At 69.3% G+C, this 17,097-nt stretch carries 14 protein-coding genes; 4 read left to right on the top strand and 10 right to left on the bottom strand.

The annotated features are described in order from the left end of the window. Positions 1-11: 11 nt before the first annotated feature. The 3 genes from recN to KX816_11645 all read left to right on the top strand — a co-directional run bounded on the left by recN (position 12) and on the right by KX816_11645 (position 4,062). Complete coding sequence (gene recN / locus KX816_11655) at positions 12-1,679, top strand: DNA repair protein RecN (GenBank protein QXQ08532.1); 1,668 nt, start codon at positions 12-14, stop codon at positions 1,677-1,679. Beyond that, positions 1,676-3,796, top strand: a complete 2,121-nt coding sequence (ligA, locus tag KX816_11650; protein QXQ04948.1) for an NAD-dependent DNA ligase LigA — start codon at positions 1,676-1,678, stop codon at positions 3,794-3,796. The genes recN and ligA overlap by 4 nt, the downstream gene beginning before the upstream one ends. Before the next feature lie 119 nt (positions 3,797-3,915). Further along, positions 3,916-4,062 (top strand): hypothetical protein, encoded by a 147-nt coding sequence (locus KX816_11645; GenBank protein ID QXQ04947.1) that lies wholly within the window; start codon positions 3,916-3,918, stop codon positions 4,060-4,062. Positions 4,063-4,095: 33 nt separating this feature from the next. Here KX816_11645 and KX816_11640 read toward each other — a convergent pair whose 3' ends face one another. From KX816_11640 to purL, 4 genes are all read right to left on the bottom strand, one after another. Next, positions 4,096-4,998: a 50S ribosomal protein L11 methyltransferase gene (locus KX816_11640; protein QXQ04946.1), complete on the bottom strand. Its 903-nt coding sequence runs from the start codon at positions 4,996-4,998 to the stop codon at positions 4,096-4,098. Then, a complete protein-coding gene (locus KX816_11635; GenBank protein ID QXQ04945.1) occupies positions 4,988-5,692 on the bottom strand; it encodes an SDR family oxidoreductase in 705 nt (234 codons plus the stop codon). The genes KX816_11640 and KX816_11635 overlap by 11 nt, the downstream gene beginning before the upstream one ends. Positions 5,693-5,731: 39 nt before the next feature. Continuing rightward, positions 5,732-6,058 (bottom strand): DUF4112 domain-containing protein, encoded by a 327-nt coding sequence (locus KX816_11630; GenBank protein ID QXQ08531.1) that lies wholly within the window; start codon positions 6,056-6,058, stop codon positions 5,732-5,734. 757 nt (positions 6,059-6,815) lie between these two features. Beyond that, a complete protein-coding gene (purL, locus tag KX816_11625; protein QXQ04944.1) occupies positions 6,816-8,969 on the bottom strand; it encodes a phosphoribosylformylglycinamidine synthase subunit PurL in 2,154 nt (717 codons plus the stop codon). 128 nt (positions 8,970-9,097) lie between these two features. Between purL and KX816_11620 the strand changes: the two genes are divergently transcribed. Next, positions 9,098-9,421 carry a nuclear transport factor 2 family protein gene (locus KX816_11620; GenBank protein ID QXQ08530.1) on the top strand — a complete coding sequence of 108 codons (324 nt, stop codon included), beginning with the start codon at positions 9,098-9,100 and terminating at the stop codon, positions 9,419-9,421. Positions 9,422-9,428: 7 nt separating this feature from the next. On the opposite strand, the gene KX816_11615 is transcribed toward KX816_11620, so the two are convergent. The 6 genes from KX816_11615 to KX816_11590 all read right to left on the bottom strand — a co-directional run bounded on the left by KX816_11615 (position 9,429) and on the right by KX816_11590 (position 17,017). After that, positions 9,429-10,307 (bottom strand): C13 family peptidase, encoded by an 879-nt coding sequence (locus KX816_11615; protein QXQ04943.1) that lies wholly within the window; start codon positions 10,305-10,307, stop codon positions 9,429-9,431. A 103-nt stretch (positions 10,308-10,410) separates the two neighbouring features. Beyond that, positions 10,411-11,193, bottom strand: a complete 783-nt coding sequence (locus KX816_11610; GenBank protein ID QXQ04942.1) for a hypothetical protein — start codon at positions 11,191-11,193, stop codon at positions 10,411-10,413. Positions 11,194-11,270: 77 nt separating this feature from the next. Then, complete coding sequence (locus KX816_11605; GenBank protein ID QXQ08529.1) at positions 11,271-12,455, bottom strand: CoA transferase; 1,185 nt, start codon at positions 12,453-12,455, stop codon at positions 11,271-11,273. A 38-nt stretch (positions 12,456-12,493) separates the two neighbouring features. Then, positions 12,494-12,700, bottom strand: coding sequence for a hypothetical protein (locus tag KX816_11600; protein QXQ04941.1), 207 nt, complete (start codon positions 12,698-12,700; stop codon positions 12,494-12,496). 82 nt (positions 12,701-12,782) lie between these two features. Further along, entirely contained in the window at positions 12,783-15,893 is a 3,111-nt protein-coding gene (locus tag KX816_11595) for an efflux RND transporter permease subunit (GenBank protein QXQ04940.1), read from the bottom strand. Continuing rightward, positions 15,890-17,017 carry an efflux RND transporter periplasmic adaptor subunit gene (locus KX816_11590; protein QXQ04939.1) on the bottom strand — a complete coding sequence of 376 codons (1,128 nt, stop codon included), beginning with the start codon at positions 17,015-17,017 and terminating at the stop codon, positions 15,890-15,892. Before KX816_11590 ends, KX816_11595 begins: the two co-directional genes overlap by 4 nt. Positions 17,018-17,097 lie beyond the last annotated feature (80 nt).

Here is a 17,097-nt window from a genome sequence, read left to right as displayed (position 1 = left end):
GGCAATCCCGCGTGCTGATCGCGCTCGATATCCAGGACGTGGTGCTGATCGAGGCGCTGCGCCTCGATTTCGCCGATGGCCTCAGCGTCCTTACCGGGGAGACGGGGGCGGGCAAGTCGATCCTGCTCGACAGCCTCGGCCTCGCGCTCGGCAGCCGCGCCGATCCCGGGCTGGTACGTGGCGGTGTCGCGCAGGCCCGGGTCACCGCCTGCTTCGAGGTCGGCCCGGGCCACCCGGCGCGCGCGCTGCTCGACGACAACGGCCTCGACGGTACCGAAGACCAGATCATCCTGCGTCGCCAGTTGAAGGCCGACGGTGGCAGTCGCGGCTTCGTCAACGACGTCGCAGTGTCGGCCGCACTGCTCCGCGAACTCGGCGCGAGCTTGGTCGAGGTTCACGGCCAACAGGACGACCGCGGCCTGCTCAACCCGCGCGGCCATCGTGCGCTGCTCGATGCCTTCGCCGGTCTCCGTGCCGAGGTCGCTGCGACGGCCACCGCATGGACGGCCTGGAGCGCCGCGATCGAGGCGCGCGATGCTGCCGCTGCCGCGCTCGATGCGGCCCAGCGTGACCGCGAATGGCTGACCCACGCCGTCGCTGAACTTAACAAGCTTGCCCCCCAGCCCGGCGAGGAAACCGAGCTCGCCGAGGCCCGCGCGACCATGCAGAAGGGCGTCCGCCTCGCCGACGACCTGACGACGATCGGCACCTTGCTCGACGGCTCCGACGGCGGTTTCGCCCGCCTCCGTTCGGCGGCGCGCCGCCTCGACCGCATTGCCCCCGAACACGCGATCCTCGCCGAAGCGCTCGCCAGTCTCGACCGCGCGATCATCGAGGCGGGCGAGGCTGAGGACCATCTCGCCGCCGCCGCACGCGCGCTCGACGTCGATCCGGCGCGCCTCGACGCCGCCGAGGCCCGGCTGTTCGAGCTCCGCGCCGTCGCCCGCAAGCACCGCGTCGAGGTCGAGGCGCTGCCCGCGCTGGCGGTTGAACTGGCGGCGCGCGCCGAGGCGCTCGATGCCGGGGAGGCGGGGCTGGCCAGCCTCGACGTCGCCGTGAGCCGCGCCCGCAAGACCTATGATACTGCCTTCGCAGCGCTGACCGCGGCGCGGACTGCGGGCGCGCTACGGCTCGACGCGGCAGTCACTGGCGAACTGGTGCCGCTCCGTCTCGACGCGGCGCGGTTCCGGACCGGTATCGCACTGCTCGATGCCGGCGGCGAGGGCGCGCACGGCCGCGACCGTGTCGAGTTCGAGGTTTCGACCAACCGCGGCGCGCCGTTCGGGCCACTGACCAAGATCGCTAGCGGCGGCGAGCTGTCGCGCTTCGTGCTCGCCTTGAAGGTCGCACTCGCCGGGGCTGGCACCGCCGGCACGCTGATCTTCGACGAGATCGACCGCGGTGTCGGCGGCGCCGTCGCCAGCGCCATCGGCGACCGCCTCGCACGCCTCGCCGAAACCACCCAGGTCCTGATCGTCACCCACAGCCCGCAGGTCGCGTCACGCGGCGCGCATCAGTGGCGCATCGCCAAGTCGAGCGACGGTCATGTCACCCGCACCGGCGTCGTCGAACTTGCCCCCGACGAACGCCGTGAGGAGATCGCCCGCATGCTGTCGGGCACCGAGGTCACCGACGAGGCGCGCGCGCAGGCAGTACGGCTGCTCGGGATGGTGGCGTGAAGCCCGACGATGAAGTAGCCGCCGAGCTCGCGCAGCTCGCGGCCGAGATTCACGAGCACCGCCGCCGCTACGACGTCGACGACGCCCCGACGATCAGCGACGCCGAGTTCGACGCGCTGTTCGCCCGCAATGCCGCGTTGGAGGCCGAATACCCGCACCTGAAGCGCGCCGATTCCCCCTCCGAGCGCGTCGGCAGCGCCCCCGCTGCGAATTTCGGCAAGATCGTCCACGCGCGACCGATGCTGAGCCTCGACAATGCCTTCGACGAGGCCGACGTCGCCGAATTCATCGGCCGCGTCCGGCGCTTCCTCCGGCTCGCCGCCGACGAACCGGTACGGCTCACGGCGGAGTCCAAGATCGACGGACTGTCGGCGAGCTTGCGCTACGAGGGCGGCCGGCTGGTCAGCGGCGCGACGCGCGGCGACGGCACCACCGGTGAGGACGTCACCGCCAACCTCCGTACGCTGGATGATATCCCGGAACGGTTACCAGCGGGATCGCCCGATATTGTCGAGGTCCGCGGCGAGGTCTATCTCGGCAAGGCGGACTTCCTTGCGTTCAACCAAGCCCAGATCGCTGCCGGCTCGCGTATCTACGCTAATCCCCGCAACTTCGCGGCGGGCTCGCTGCGCCAGCTCGACGTCGCGGTCACCGCGTCCCGCCCGCTCCGCTTCTTCGCCCACGGCTGGGGCGAGTTATCCGCGCCACTGGCGGACACCCAGTCCGACACGATGGCGGCGCTCGCGGCGATGGGCTTCCCGGTGGTCGCCGACCTCACCGTCATCGAGGGTGTCGAGGCGGCGACCGCGGCCTACCGCGCCATCGAGACCGCACGTTCAGCCTTGCCGTTCGATATCGACGGCGTGGTGTTCAAGGTCGACCGCCTCGACTGGCAGGAGCGGCTGGGGCAGGTGGCGCGGACGCCGCGCTGGGCGGTGGCGTGGAAGTTCGCCGCCGAACAGGCCACCACCCGCCTGCTCGCGATCGACATCCAGGTTGGCCGTACCGGTTCGTTGACCCCGGTGGCGCGCCTCGAGCCGGTCGGCGTCGGCGGCGTGATCGTCACCAACGCGACCCTCCACAACGAGGACGAGATCGAGCGCAAGGACGTCCGTGTCGGCGACATCGTCCGCATCCAGCGCGCCGGCGACGTCATTCCGCAGATCGTCGGGCACGTCACCCCCGAGGCCGAACATGCGGCGCTTGAACCCTTCCGGTTCCCGACCGTCTGCCCCGAGTGCGGCAGCGCCGCCGAGCGCGAGGCGGGCGAGGTCCGGCGGCGCTGCACCGGCGGCCTGATCTGCCCCGCCCAGCGCGTCGAGCGGCTCCGGCACTTCGTCTCGCGCCGCGCCCTCGACATCGAGGGCCTTGGGGCTGAGCGCATTGTGCTGTTCTTCGAGGCCGGGCTGGTCAGTACGCCCGCGGACATCTTTCGGCTCAAGGACGCCCGTGACACCTTGCTCGAGTGGAAGGGCTTCAAGCCGACCTCTGTCGACAAGCTGATTGCCAGCATCGACGCGCGGCGCTCGCCCCCTTTCGACCGTTTCCTGTTTGGCCTCGGCATCCGCCACATCGGCGAGGACCGGGCTCGGGAAATCGCTCGTTCGTTCGGAAGCTGGGAAGCATTTGCAGCGCGCATGACCGAGGCGGTCGAGCGCCTGCGCAGCCGCCGTGCCGAGGGGCCGGCGCTCGGTGAAATCCCCGAACGCCACGCCGCCCGCATCGCGGTCGAACTTGCCGAGGTCATCGGCGTAACCCGCATCGGGGGCGAAGTCGCTGAGGCACTCACCGACTTCTTCGCCGAGGCGCACAACACCGATGTTCTTGACGACCTGCTCGGTGAAGTCGTCGTCGCGCCGGTCGAACGGAGCGCGGTCGGCTCCGAGGTCTCGGGCAAGACAGTCGTCTTCACCGGCACGCTGACGACCCTCAGCCGAGACGAGGCGCGGGCGCAGGCCGAGGGGCTCGGCGCACGTGTTGCGGGTTCCGTCTCGGCGAAGACCGACCTGGTTATCGCCGGCGAGGGCGCAGGGTCGAAAGCAACAAAGGCCGCGGCGCTCGGCGTGCGGGTTATAGATGAGGCAGGCTGGCAGGCAATCGTCGACGCCGCACGTTGATACTATGCGCCCACCGCATGGCTGCAATCGACTTCGCTGCACTGCAGCGAACCTGCGAATAGTTTATATCCGCATCACCGGAGCGGCACAGCCTCTCCGGATTTTGCAGGAGAACGGCCATGAAGGCCAACGTCGAAACCATCGAGCCGATCGTCCGGCCGACTGCGGTTACGCAGTCCGTCCGCACGACCCAGCGCGCGTCGCGCCGGCTCGGCTTTGCGCCCATCCGGGCGGAAGCCGCTCTGTTCCACGCCTGGCGCGCCTAGTCCTAGCGGGCCTAGTCCTAGCGGACTGTCGACCTAAGAACGGAGGACCAGCGTCGGCCATTCGCCGCCGCTGGTCGCCACGCGTTTGAGGCCTCGCGCCGCATAGGCCCCGGTGACTTTCGCAGCCTGGCTGTCGAGCAATCCGGCCAGCACGACGAACCCGCCCGGTTTTAATGCCCCCGCGATTGACCCAGCGAGCTCGACCAGCGGTTGCGCCAGGATATTGGCGATGACCAGATCATAGGGCGCGCGCTGCCGCAGTCGGCGATCGTTCAGTCCCTTCGCTGCAAACACGTCGACCCGCCCGGTGCCGACGCCGAGCGAGACAGCGTTTACCCGGGCATTGGCGCGCGCGACGACCGCCGCGACCGGATCGATGTCGCTGGCGGTGACCCGCGCCCGCCGCCATGTCAGCGCCGCGGCGAAGGCGAGGACGCCGGTGCCGGTCCCCAGATCCACGATATTCTCGAAGCGGTGCGAACGCGCCAGCCGGTCGAGCGCCGACAGGCAGCCTGCGGTCGTCGCATGCTGCCCGGTCCCGAACGCCAGTCCCGCGTCAATGACCAGGCCGATCTCGCCGGGCCTGAGCCGGTGCGCATGCTCGCGCGTCGCGACGTGGTAGCGGCCCGCCCGTACCGGCTCTAGCCCGGCCTGGCTGAGCGTCACCCAGTCCGTATCGGGGAGGCGCTCGACCTGCGGCGCGGCAATGCTGCCCGGTGCCATCGCCGACAGCCTCGCGAGCCATTCCGGTTCAGGCTGGTCGGCGAAATAGGCGTGCAGCAGCCAGTCGTCGGGGCGCCCCGGATCGGGCTCGTCGGTCAGCAGCGTCGGCGGGGAGTCGAGATCGGCGAAGACCTCGTCGGCGAACGGTATCGCTTCGGCCTCGGCGCGGTTGCAGTGGAGCGTGACCCTCCAGCCGCCGGAATTAGCGGACATAACTGGCCCCGTTGACGTCGAGTGTCGCGCCGGTCAGCGAAGCAGGGGCATCAAGCGCCAGCCAGCGGATCGTCTCGGCGACTTCCTCGGGCGAGGCGACGCGGCCGAGGGGGATGTCGGCAAGCAGCGTGTCGCCGCCGCGGCTGCCGAGATAATCTTCCGCCATGCCGGTCATGACGAAGCCGGGCGCGACCGCGTAGGCGAGGATGTTCTGTACCGCATAGGCTCGCGCGATCGTCTTGGTCATGGCGATGAGCCCGGCCTTGGCGGCGGCATAGTGCCAGTGCGCGGGGGAGTCGCCGCGGTGCCCGGCGCGGCTGGCGACGTTGACGATGCGGCCGCGACCGTTCTCCTGGAAGTGCAGCACGGCGCGGCGGCACAGGTCGGCCGGGGCCTGGAGATTGATCGCGTTGCTGCGCGCCCACATCGCCTGCCACTCGGCATCGTGCGCATTGACCGCGACGGCCTCGAACACGCCGGCGTTGTTGACGAGGACATCGATGCGGCCGCCGAGGCGCTCGAGCGCCGCGTCCCATAGCCGGTCCGCTGCACCTCGGTGCGACAAGTCGGCCGCGAGGAGACGATTCTCGCCGCGAGTCGATTGTCCGGCGACGGTCGCTCCGGCGGCCGTCAGGACCGCGAGTGTGGCCGCGCCGATGCCGCGCGATGCGCCGGTCAGGAGTATGTTGGTCATGCCCGCGTCATGGCCGCAGCGAGCGCGACCGGCAAGGTGTCAGCTCGGCAAGGCGTCGACGATTGCGCCGGCGGGGTGGTGCCGGTCGAGGTGACGCCTTAGCAGGCGGAGGTTCTTGGTGTTCGACTTGAACAGGAAGTCGAGCACGTCGCCGATAAACGGGATCGCGCCGACCGCCGTATCGAGGCCGACGTTGGCCAGCATACGCGCCTGCAGCCAGCGCGACGCACCGACGTTGCGCGCCTCGACGACGAGCCACACGCCGACCAGTCCGGTGATTACGTCCCCTGCGACAGGGATCAGCCCGACGACCGCGTCGAGGCCGAACTGGCGGCTCGTGCCGGGGATGGTGAAGCCGCGCTCCATGACGCGCTCGATCAACGCGATGCGGGCGCGGGTGCCGGCGGGGTCGCGGCCGGCCAACGGGTGGGCGGCGAGGCGGTCGAGGGGGAGGGTGGCCACTGGCGTGCGGGTGCTTTCGGGCGGGATGCCGGAGAGCGAAGATGGTGGTTGGCGGCGGGGGTGCAAGTACTGGGCCCGCGCCTCCGCCTCGTCATTCCGGCGAAGACCCGAACCCGGTCGCCTCCAGCACTCCACGTCCAGGGTCCGTGATGCAACCGGGTTCCGGCCTTCGCCGGAATGACAGCGGCGATGCGGACCAAGTACCAATCCTCTTGACACCACGAACCCTTTCGGTTAGTCCCGGTGCTGGGTCTCGTATCCTTTGGTGAGGGCCCACCGGCGAACAGGGAGCGCTACCCTGGAACTCCGGTTACGCGTTCGCTGCATGGGCACCACGGGAAGCCGCCGCCGACAGGACACCACGTTGCCGATCTTGGCCTGTGAAGCCGGGATTGGGTGGCACCCTTCGAGTTTCAACACCAGCCGTTCCGTCGACGCCCGCCCCATGCAGCGATCACACGCCTCGCATTCAGCCTCGCGGCCCCACCCAGTTAGCGCCGGGCGGGAACCAGCCGGAGGCCGGACGGGCCAAGATTATCGCCCCCACGGTGTTGGAACACCGGCGGGGGCTTTGGCACGTCTAAATCCTGCCCGGCTTCGGGGAGGAGGATCGCGCCCCGTCAGGGAGCAATCGGGGTGAGCGCGAGCTTCTCGAGTCCCTTCAGCGCGCCATCAGGTCGGGCAGCCACTTCTCGTGTGCGGTGCGGAGGGCGGTGAGCGGGACGCTCCACCCCGCGCCCGCCAGTGACGTTCCGCCGATAGTACCGATTCGGCGGAAGTTCGTCGGCGCTGGGCCGGTCACGAACCCCGCGGGGAGGGTGACGAGGTAGCGCGCCTGGTCCTCGCCGAACGCTTGTGCGGTGGTCGGCTCGTCGTGCGACAACGTCAGGCCGATGTCACCCGCCAGCGCCATTTCAGCCAAAGCGACGAGGAGCCCGCCGTCGGATATATCGTGCACAGCGGTCGCACCGTTCGCGATCAGGCTGCGGACCAGTTCGCCCGCGCGGCGCTCCGCCGAAAGATCGACGGGCGGGGGTGGGCCTTCTTCCCGGCCGGTGATCTCGCGCAGCCACAATGACTGGCCTAGATGTTCGGCATCGGCGCCGACAAGCCAGACCTCCTCGCCCTCCGCCTTGAACGCGATCGTCGCCGACTTCGACCAGTCCGCGAGCAGCCCGACTGCTCCAATCGCAGGCGTCGGCAAAATACCGGTGCCTTCGGTCTCGTTGTACAGGCTCACGTTGCCGCTCACGACGGGGAAGTCGAGCGCGCGGCAGGCCTCGGCCATGCCCTCGATGCAGCCGACCAGCTGCCCCATGATCTCGGGGCGTTGCGGGTTGCCGAAGTTGAGGCAGTCGGTGACCGCGAGCGGCGTCGCGCCGACCGCGCAGAGGTTCCGGTAGGCCTCGGCAATCGCCTGCTTGCCGCCCTCGACGGGGTCGGCGAAGCAATAGCGCGGCGTGCAATCGGTGGTGATCGCGAGGCCCTTTTGCGTGCCGTGGACGCGGACAACCGCGGCGTCGCCGCCGGGGCGCTGGACGGTGTCGGCGCCGACCATGTGGTCGTACTGCTCCCAGATCCAGCGGCGCGAGGCGATGTCGGGGCAGGCCATCAGCTTGAGCAGGTCGGCGGCGATGTCGGTGCTCTCGGGCACGTCGGCGAGCGGCGCGCGCTTGGGCGTCGGGACGTGCGGGCGGTCGAGCTTGGGGGCCTTGTCGGCGAGCGGGGCGAGGGGGATCGCACCGACGGTCTCGCCGTGGAAGGTGAGGGTCAGCGTCTCGCCCGCGACGACCTCGCCGATGACGGCGAAATCGAGCTCCCACTTGCGGAAGATCGCCTCGGCGAATTCCTCGCGGCCGGGCTTGAGGACCATCAGCATGCGCTCCTGGCTCTCACTGAGCATCATCTCGTAGGGGGTCATCGCGTCCTCGCGGACGGGGACCTTGTCGAGGTCCAACCGGAGGCCGACGCCGCCCTTCGACGCCATCTCGACACTGGAGCTGGTCAGGCCGGCCGCTCCCATGTCCTGAATTGCGACGATGGCGTCGGACGCCATCAGTTCGAGGCAGGCCTCGATCAGCAGTTTCTCGGTAAACGGGTCGCCGACCTGCACCGTCGGCCGCTTGTCCTCGCTGTCCTCGGTGAACTCGGCCGACGCCATGGTCGCGCCGTGGATGCCGTCGCGGCCGGTCTTGGAGCCGACGTATACGACACTGTTGCCGATGCCGGCGGCGGCGGAATAGAAGATCTTGTCGGTGCGGGCGACGCCGACGGTCATCGCATTGACCAGGATGTTGCCGTTGTAGGCGGGGTGGAAGTTGGTCTCGCCGCCGACCGTGGGGACGCCGACGCAATTGCCGTAGCCGCCGATGCCGGCGACGACACCGCGGATCAGGTGCTTCATCTTCGGCGCGTCGGGCATGCCGAAGCGCAACGCGTTCATGTTGGCGACCGGCCGCGCGCCCATCGTGAAGACATCGCGCAGGATGCCGCCGACGCCGGTCGCGGCGCCCTGGTAGGGCTCGATGAAGCTCGGGTGGTTGTGGCTCTCCATCTTGAAGATGCAGGCGTCGCCGTCTCCGATGTCGATGACTCCGGCGTTCTCGCCGGGGCCACAGATCACCCACGGCGCTGTCGTCGGCAGCTTCGCGAGGTGCATTCGGCTCGACTTGTAGCTGCAATGCTCGGACCACATCACCGAGAAGATGCCGAGTTCGAGCAGGTTGGGCGCGCGCCCCATGCTGTCGACGATGGTGTCGTACTCGGCGGGGGTGAGGCCGTGGTCGGCGACGATCTGCGGGGTGATCTCGGTCATGCCGCGCGCCTTAGCCGAGGTCGCGCCGCGTGTCATTGGCCCGTAACGTTGTTCGTGTTATGTTCTTAAATGCGAATCGAGGGAGAGCGGACGTGAACATCAGGGAAGTTGCCGACGATTGCGTGACCATGTCGAAGGCCGGGCACAGCGACCAGATCGGCGAGAAATACTGGGCCGACAACATTGTCAGCATCGAGGCGATGGAAGGTCCGATGGCGCGGCTGGAGGGCATCGAGGCGGTGCGCGGCAAGTCGGCGTGGTGGGACGCCAACCACAGCATCGACAAGCTCGAGACCTACGGACCATACGTCAACGGCGACCAGTTCGCGATCCGCTGGGTGATGGACGTCACCCACAAGCCGGACGGCAAGCCGATGCACATGGAGGAGGTCGCGCTGTACACGGTCGCGGACGGCAAGATCGTCGAGGAGCGGTTCTTCGCCGGCAGCTAGGCCGGCGTCAGCGCGGTGCGGACCAGATCGCGGCCATCGCGTTGCCGACCCACGACTGCGGGCGCGAGGGCAATTCGCGTTCGGCGCGCTCCGCGGCGGCAATGCGGAGCTTGGCGCGGGCGAAGGCCTGGGCAAGGCTTTGACGGCCGCTCAGCTCGCGCAGCATCGCCTCGCCGAAGACGGTCAACTCGCGGCTGTCATCGCAGCCGAACGAGGTGCGATCGACATCGGCGGCGGTCAGCAGAATCGTGGTCGGGCTGGCCAGCGGCTTGATCCAGGTTGCGCCGAAGCAGGCCGAAATTATGATGATGCGGCGCTGGATGCCGGCGCGCTGCAGGTCGCCGGCCAGCGCGGTTGCAGTCAGGTCCTCGAAGTCGAGGCGCGGTGCGTCCATCTCGATGTTGGCGTCGCGGCCGCCGTGCGATGCCAGGTAGATGATCAACGTGTCGCCTCGAACGGCGCGCCGGCCGATCGCAGCGATGGTCAGAGCAACGGTCCTGGGCGACGCGAGGATGCCGCGCCGGACCTGGTCGGGTGAATTGCTGAGGACCAGCGACGGTCCCGGGGTGCGCGCGGTCAGGACGCCGGCGGCACGCCTCGCCTCGCGGTCGAACAGCGCCTGGAAGCCGCTGCCACCGACCGCGAGGACGAAGGTTTCCGGGGCAGGGCCGTGCGCGGGCAGGGCGGCAATGCGGGCCGCGATCCGGGGGCGCTGGTCGATCAGCGCGTCGGTAACCGGCAGGCCCTCGAAACGCGCGGCCTGCTTGTCGGCATCGCTGGCAACGGGTGCGCTGGCGGCGATGACCGGCTTCGCGACCGCGCCCGAGACCAGTGGCGATGGGAGGTGGGCGACCGTCAGCACGATTGCGCCGAACCTGATGATCACACTCCGAGCGGGCTTGGTCGCACCGGGGCTTGGGAGGAGGAGGCGGCGCACGACCGCTTCATAGCTGTGGCGATAACCGCCTGTCGTCTGCAGATTGCCGCACCTAGCCGCGGAGTCGCTCGAACTGCTCGACGAAGCCGAGCCACTGCGGGGTCATGGACAGCGGCACCACGAGCAGCTGTACCGCCAGCACCGCCGCGCCGCCAATGACGTAGGCGCGGTGCGGTCGACCCCGGCTGCGCCAGTCGTAGATCATCCCGGCGACGATGAAGAGATCGGCAATTATGCCGGCGGGGATGGTAAAGAATACCGGCGGCGACGGCCCGAGGTGCTGGCCCGCACCCGCCAGCAGGATGAACACGCGGGCGATCGCCGCCTGCAGCATCGCGGCGCTGGCGACGATGATGAGCCTTTTGTGGGTTTCGGGCCGGCGGACGTTGGCGAACGCGACGATGAGCAGGCTGCCCCAGACCAGCAGGCCGACGAGCGGGACGACCGAGAAGCGTCGCGCCGACTCGCCGAAGCCGTTGAGTTCCGCCAGGTGGATCGAGTTGAGCACCGCGACCGGCACCGAGAATGCCATCATCCCCGCCAGCGCGACCCCGGCGAGGCCCCAGTCCTTGTGGCGGAGTGTCCGGCCGCTGGCGACCAGCGCCGACTGGACGAACAGGAACAGCACCCAGGCCGTGAACAGGGCGCCGTGGATATACAGGATCGGCGCACCGACCGAGGCTCCGGTCGCCATCGGCCGCCAGAACGTCGGGGTAAAACCGCCGAAGGCGGCGACGACGATCGCGCCCGACATCCAGACGTAGAAACGGCGGTCCCTCGCCACCCGGTCGCGCGGGATCGGCGCGCTCGCCGGAGCGATCGTTGATGCTGCCACGCTCGCCATCGAATGCGCCCCGCGGTGTCCGGTGAGGTCGCTATAGCCGAAAATCAGCCCGGACTTAAGACGTCTCGTTACGCCTGCTCACGCGCCGCTCGGCTGGCGACGAGCGCGTCGATGTCGGCGTCTGCGAAGCCCGCCTCCGCCAGCACGCTGCGGGTGTGTTCGCCGAGGCGGGGCGGGTAGCGCAGCGGCGGGCGGACTCCGTCGAAACGCACCGGCACGCCGGGGTAGCGCAGTGTCCCCGCCGGGTCGGGCAATTCCTCGAAGAAATCCGTCGCGGCCAGTTGCGGGTCCGTGAGCAGGTCCTCAAGCGTCGCCATCGGCGCGGCGGGGATCTGCAGGCGGCCGAGTGTGGCGACCCAGTCGGCGGTGGTGCGGGTGGCGATGAACTCGCCCGCCAGCGCGTACAGCGCGCCGATGTTGGTGGTGCGGACACCGACGTCGGTGAAACGCGCGTCGACGGCGAGGTCGGGGCGTCCGACCTCGGTGAAGAACGCCCGCCAGTGCACGTCGGTGTAGGGCATCGTGCAGATGAAGCCGTCCGCGGTCGGCAGCGGGCGACGCCATGCGGCCATGGCGCGGGGGTAGCCCATCGCACCGCGGGCGGGCACGAACTGCTCGCCGTACAGGTGCTCGACGAGGTTGAAGGCGACGACGCTCTCAAACATCGGCACCTCGACGAAGCCGCCAGCTCCCGTGGCGTTGCGCCGGACCAGTGCGGCGAGGATGGCGATGGCCGCGGTCAGACCGCTGACCTTGTCGGCGTTGATCGCGGGGTAATAGGCGGGCGAACCGCTCTGGCGCCCCATCAGGTCGGCAATGCCGGTCATGCCCTGGATGACGTCGTCATAGGCCGGCTTGCCCGCATACGGTCCGCCGTCGGCGAAACCGTGAAGCCCGGCGAACACCAGCCTCGGGTTGCGGGCCAGCATGGTCGCAGGGTCGAGGCCGAGCTTCGCGAGCTTTTGCGGACGGATCGAGTGGAGCAGCACGTCGGCCCCGTCGACGAGGCGCAGCAAGGCTTCCCGCGCGCCGGGATCGCCGAGATCGAGGACGATCGAACGCTTCGACCGGTTCACCCCCAGGAAGATCGCCGACATGCCGGGCTCGTGGCTCGGCCCGGTGTAGCGCGTCGAACAGCCGCCGGGGGCCTCGACCTTGACGACGTCCGCACCGAGGTCAGCCAGCCACTGCCCGGCATAAGGCGCGAACACGACCGAGCCGAGGTCGAGGACCTTTATGCCGGCGAGGGGCAGCGGCGCTGAGGCCTCAGGACTGGCGGGTGCGTCTGCGCTCAAAGGTTGGGCATCATCGCCTTGAGGCGCACCGCGAGCAGCTGGATGCGGTCGGCCGCTTCGCCGAAGGTCGTGCCGTTGGTCTTGTCGCCTTCCGCGAACGCTTCGCGTGCGGCGTCGACATAGCCTTCGCGGTCGTCCTCGAGGGCCGACAGCACGATCTCGGCTTCGTCTTCGGTGAGCGTCAGTGTGATGGTATCGGACATAGTCGGTCCTTTGGCAGGGATTGGCGGCGGGGTCTAACGTCGGGCGCAACGGGCGGCAAGGCCGGTAGTGCCCGCCGGTGTGCTACTCCGCCGCGATGCGCTGTCGTTCGGGCAGGTCGAGCGGCAGGGCGGGCTGCTCCGGCAGCTTGCGCGCCCGGCGGCGACTGCCGATCCCCTCGATGCCGAGATAGACGACCGGTGTGATGAACAGGGTCAGCACCTGGCTGACCAGCAGCCCGCCCATGACCGCGATGCCGAGCGGCTGCCGTAGCTCCGCGCCCGCGCCGATGCCGGCCGCGAGGGGCAGGGCGGCGGCGATGGCGGCGAAGGTCGTCATCATGATCGGTCGGAAACGCTTGATGCAAGCCTCGCGGATCGCGAACGCCGGGGCCCAGCCCTGCTCGCGCTGCCCCGACAGCGCGAAGTCGATCATCATGATGGCGTTCTTCTTGACGATGCCGATCAGCATGACGACGCCGATGATGCCGATTGTGTCGAGCGGCATACCGAACAGCGCCAGCGCGGCGACCGCGCCGATGCCCGCCGCGGGCAGTCCCGACAGGATGGTGATCGGGTGGCGGAAGCTTTCATACAGCACGCCGAGCACGATGTAGATCACCACGATCGCCGCGATGAACAGGATCGGCATCGACTTGGTCGAGGCCTCGAACGCCTGCGCGTTGCCCTGGAACGAGCCGGCGATCCCCGCGGGCATGGCGAGGTCGGTCTCGACCTTGTCGATGCGGGTCTTGGCATCGGACAGCGCGACGCCCTTCGACAGGTTGAAGGCGATCGTAACGGCGGGCAGCTGCGACTGGTGGCTGATCGACAGCGGCGCGCCCTCGATCACCGTCCGGGTGACGGCCGACAGCGGCACCGTCGCGCCGTTGGCACCGCGGACATAGAGCAAGCCGATGCTGTCGGGGGTCATCTGCAGGTCGGGGCGGACCTCGAGGATGACCTGGTAGCTGTCGACATCGGTGTAGATCGTCGAGACCTGGGCGTTGCCGAACGCGGCGTACAGCGTCGAGCGGATCGACTGGACCGGCACGCCGAGCCGGCTGGCGGCGTCGCGGTCGATGACGACCCGCGCCTGGCGGCTGCCGATGGTGAAGTCGGAGGTGACGTCCTCGAAGCCGGGCGTGGCGCGGAGCCGCGCCTCGAACTGCGGCGCGAAGTCATAGAGCGCGGCGCCGTCGACCGAGGCGATGGTGTACTGGTAGTTCGAGGCCGACTGGCGCGCGCCGAGCGTCAAATTCTGCGGGATGTTCGGGAATGCCGACACACCTGGCAGCCCCGCGAAGCTCTTGCGCAGCCGGGCCTGGACGACCTCGGCGGAGTCACGCTCGTTGCGGGGCTTGAGCATCGCGAACATGCGTCCGCCCGCGCCGAACCCGGTGAACGACGCGGCGCGCAGCACGGCGGGGTCCTTGAGCAGGATTGCGGCGATCGCATCCTGCTTGGCCTGCAGTGTCGGATAGGAGGCGTCGGGCGCGACCTCGGTGCCGACGAAGATCGTGCCGGTGTCCTCGGTCGGGAAGAAGCCCTTGGGCACCGCGCCGAAGCCCCACACCGCGACGCCGATCGACACGACGGTCAGGACCAGCACCGCGCGCTGGTGGCGCAAGGTCCCGTCGAGGGCGCGTACGTAGGCGCTCTGCAAGCGCGCGAAGCCGGCGGTGGTGACCCGCGCGACGCGGCCCGGTGCCTCGTGCCCGGCCTTGAGGACGCGCGCCGCGACCATCGGGATCAGGGTGAGGGACAGTAAAGCCGAAACCGCGATGGCGATGGTCATGACCACCGCGAACTCGTGGAACAGGCGCCCGATGACGCCGCCCATGAACAGCAGCGGGATGAAGACGGCGACCAGGCTGACCGAGATCGAGACGACGGTGAAGGCGATCTCGCGGGTTGCGGTGACCGCGGCGTCGCGGGGTTTCTCGCCCATCTCGATGTGGCGGACGATGTTCTCCAGTACGACGATGGCGTCGTCGACGATGAACCCGGTCGCCAGCGTCAGCGCCAGCAGGCTGAGGTTGTCGAGGCTGTAGCCAAAGGCATACATGCCGCCGAAGGTGCCGATCGCGGCGACGGGCAGGACCAGCGCCGGGATGATCGTCGCGCGCAGGTCGCCGAGCACCAGGTAGATCACCAGGATGACCAGCAGTGCGGTGCCGATCAGCGTGTACTGCGCGTCGGTCACCGAATGACGGATCGACTGCGACCGGTCGACGTGGATGTCGAGCGTGGATGAGCGCGGCATTGTCGTGCGGAGGTCGGGGAGCATGCTGATGACCCGGTCGACGAGCTCGACGACGTTGGCCCCGGGCTGGCGGGTGATCGCCACCATGATCGCTGGCTCGCCGTTGAACTTGGCCAGCGTGCGCAAGTTCTCGTAGCTGTCGATGGCGGTCGCGACATCGCCGACGCGGACCGGCACGCCGTTCTTCTGGGCGATGACGATGTTCTGAAATTCGGCCGCCGACTGCATGTTGCCGGTCGCGTCGAGGACATAGTTGCGCGGTCCGTTGCCGATCAGGCCGACGGCGCTGTTGGTGTTGGCGGCGGCGACCGCGAGACGCAGGTCCTCGGGCGTCAGGCCGCGCGCGGCGAGTTTCTGCGGATCGAACTGGACGCGGACCGCGAACTTCTTGGCGCCGTAGGTCTGCACCGTGCTGACGCCGGGCAGGGTTGACAGGCGCGGCACGATCGTCGTGTCGAGAATACGCTGCAGGTCGCTGAGTTTCCGCGCCGGGTCCCGCGCCGCGATGATCAGCACCGGTTGGTCGGCGGGGTTGATCTTCTGGTACGAGGGCGGGTCGAGCATCTCCTTCGGCAGGCGGCGCTGCACCGCCGAGATCGCCGCCTGCACGTCGAGCGCGGCGGCGTCGATGTTGCGGTCGAGCGCGAACTGGATGGTGATCTGGGTCGAGCCGGTCGAGCTCAGGGACGTGATCTGGTCGATGCCCGCGATGGTCGACATCTGGCGCTCGATCGGCGTCGCCACCGAGCTCGCCATGGTTGCCGGATTGGCACCGGCGAGTGTCGCCGAGACCTGGATCGTCGGCAGGTCGATCTGGGGCAGGGCGGCAACCGGGAGCTGGCGGTAGCCGAACAGACCCGCCAGCACGATCGCGACGGTCAGCAGGATGGTCGCGACCGGCCGGCTGACGATCAGCGCGATCGGGCTCATGCAGCCGCCGCGGCAGGCGCGGGATCGCCCTTGATGCGGACCGGGTCGCCGGGCTTGAGCTTCGCCAGCGCGTCGGTGACGATGCGGGTACCCGGCGTGATGCCGCTGGCGACGAATGCGCGGCCACCCGCACGCCCGGCGATCACGATGGGCGTCATCACGACCTTGTCGCCGGCGCCGACGGTCCACACGAAGCTGCCGTCGCGGCCGTTCTGGACCGCGGCCTCGGTCAGCGAGACCAGCCGTCGCGACGCGCCGAGGGGGACCGAGACGCCGACCAGCCCGCCGGGCCATAGCTCGCCGTGGCCGTTGTCGAACTCGGCCTTGGCAGCGAGCGATCCGGTGGTCGGGTCGACATTGTTGTCGAGGAACACCAGCCGCCCGCTGGCGAGCCGCGCGCCGGTGTCGCGGTCGTTGGCGAGGACGCCGACGGTGCCCTGGGACAGCGCGTTGCGCAGCGTCTGGATGCGTTCGGGTGGCACAGCGAAGCGCACGGTGATCGGTGACAGCTGGTTGACCGTGACCAGCGGGACCGTGTCGGCAGCGCGGACGGTGGCCCCGACCTTGTAGCCGATCTCGCCGGTACGGCCGCTGACCGGCGCGCGGACGGTGAGGTAATCGAGCGAAGTCTGTGCCGCGCTGATCGCGGCGCGAGCCTGCTCGATCGAGGCGTTGCCGGTTTCGGCCGCGGCCTGCTTGATGTCGATCGTCGCCTTGGAGACGAAGCCGCTGGCGACCAGCGACTGCGACCGCTTGAGGTCGGCGGCGGCCTGCGCCGAGGTTGCGGATGCGCTGGCGAGGGCAGCGCGGCTCTGCGCGATCTGGGCACGGACGGCGCGGTCGTCGAGACGGAACAGCGGCTGACCGGCGCGCACCGTGTCGCCTTCGCGGAACAGCACGGCGGTGATCTGCCCGTCGACGCGGGTCCGCACTGCGACCGATTGCAGCGGGGTGACGGTGCCGAGCGCGTCGAGGCGCAGCACGTAATCGGCGGTCGTGGCGGTCTCGGCAGCCACCATCATCGGTGGGCGCTGCTTGGCTTTCGACGCATCGTCGGCCCCACCGCACCCGCCAAGCCCAAGGGCAAGCAGCAGCATCGGCAGCAAGGAGCGCGTCAGGATCATGCGATTTGGGGCCGTCCGGCTGTTTCGGGGCGGTCATGCCACGCTCTCGCCCGCCGTCCAAGCCTCGGCGCGACAAAGGT

This window comes from Sphingosinicellaceae bacterium, assembly GCA_019285715.1.
Lineage (GTDB): Bacteria > Pseudomonadota > Alphaproteobacteria > Sphingomonadales > Sphingomonadaceae > Glacieibacterium.
Note: the sequence above shows the minus strand (reverse complement) of the source record. Positions and strands in the feature narration are given on the sequence as shown.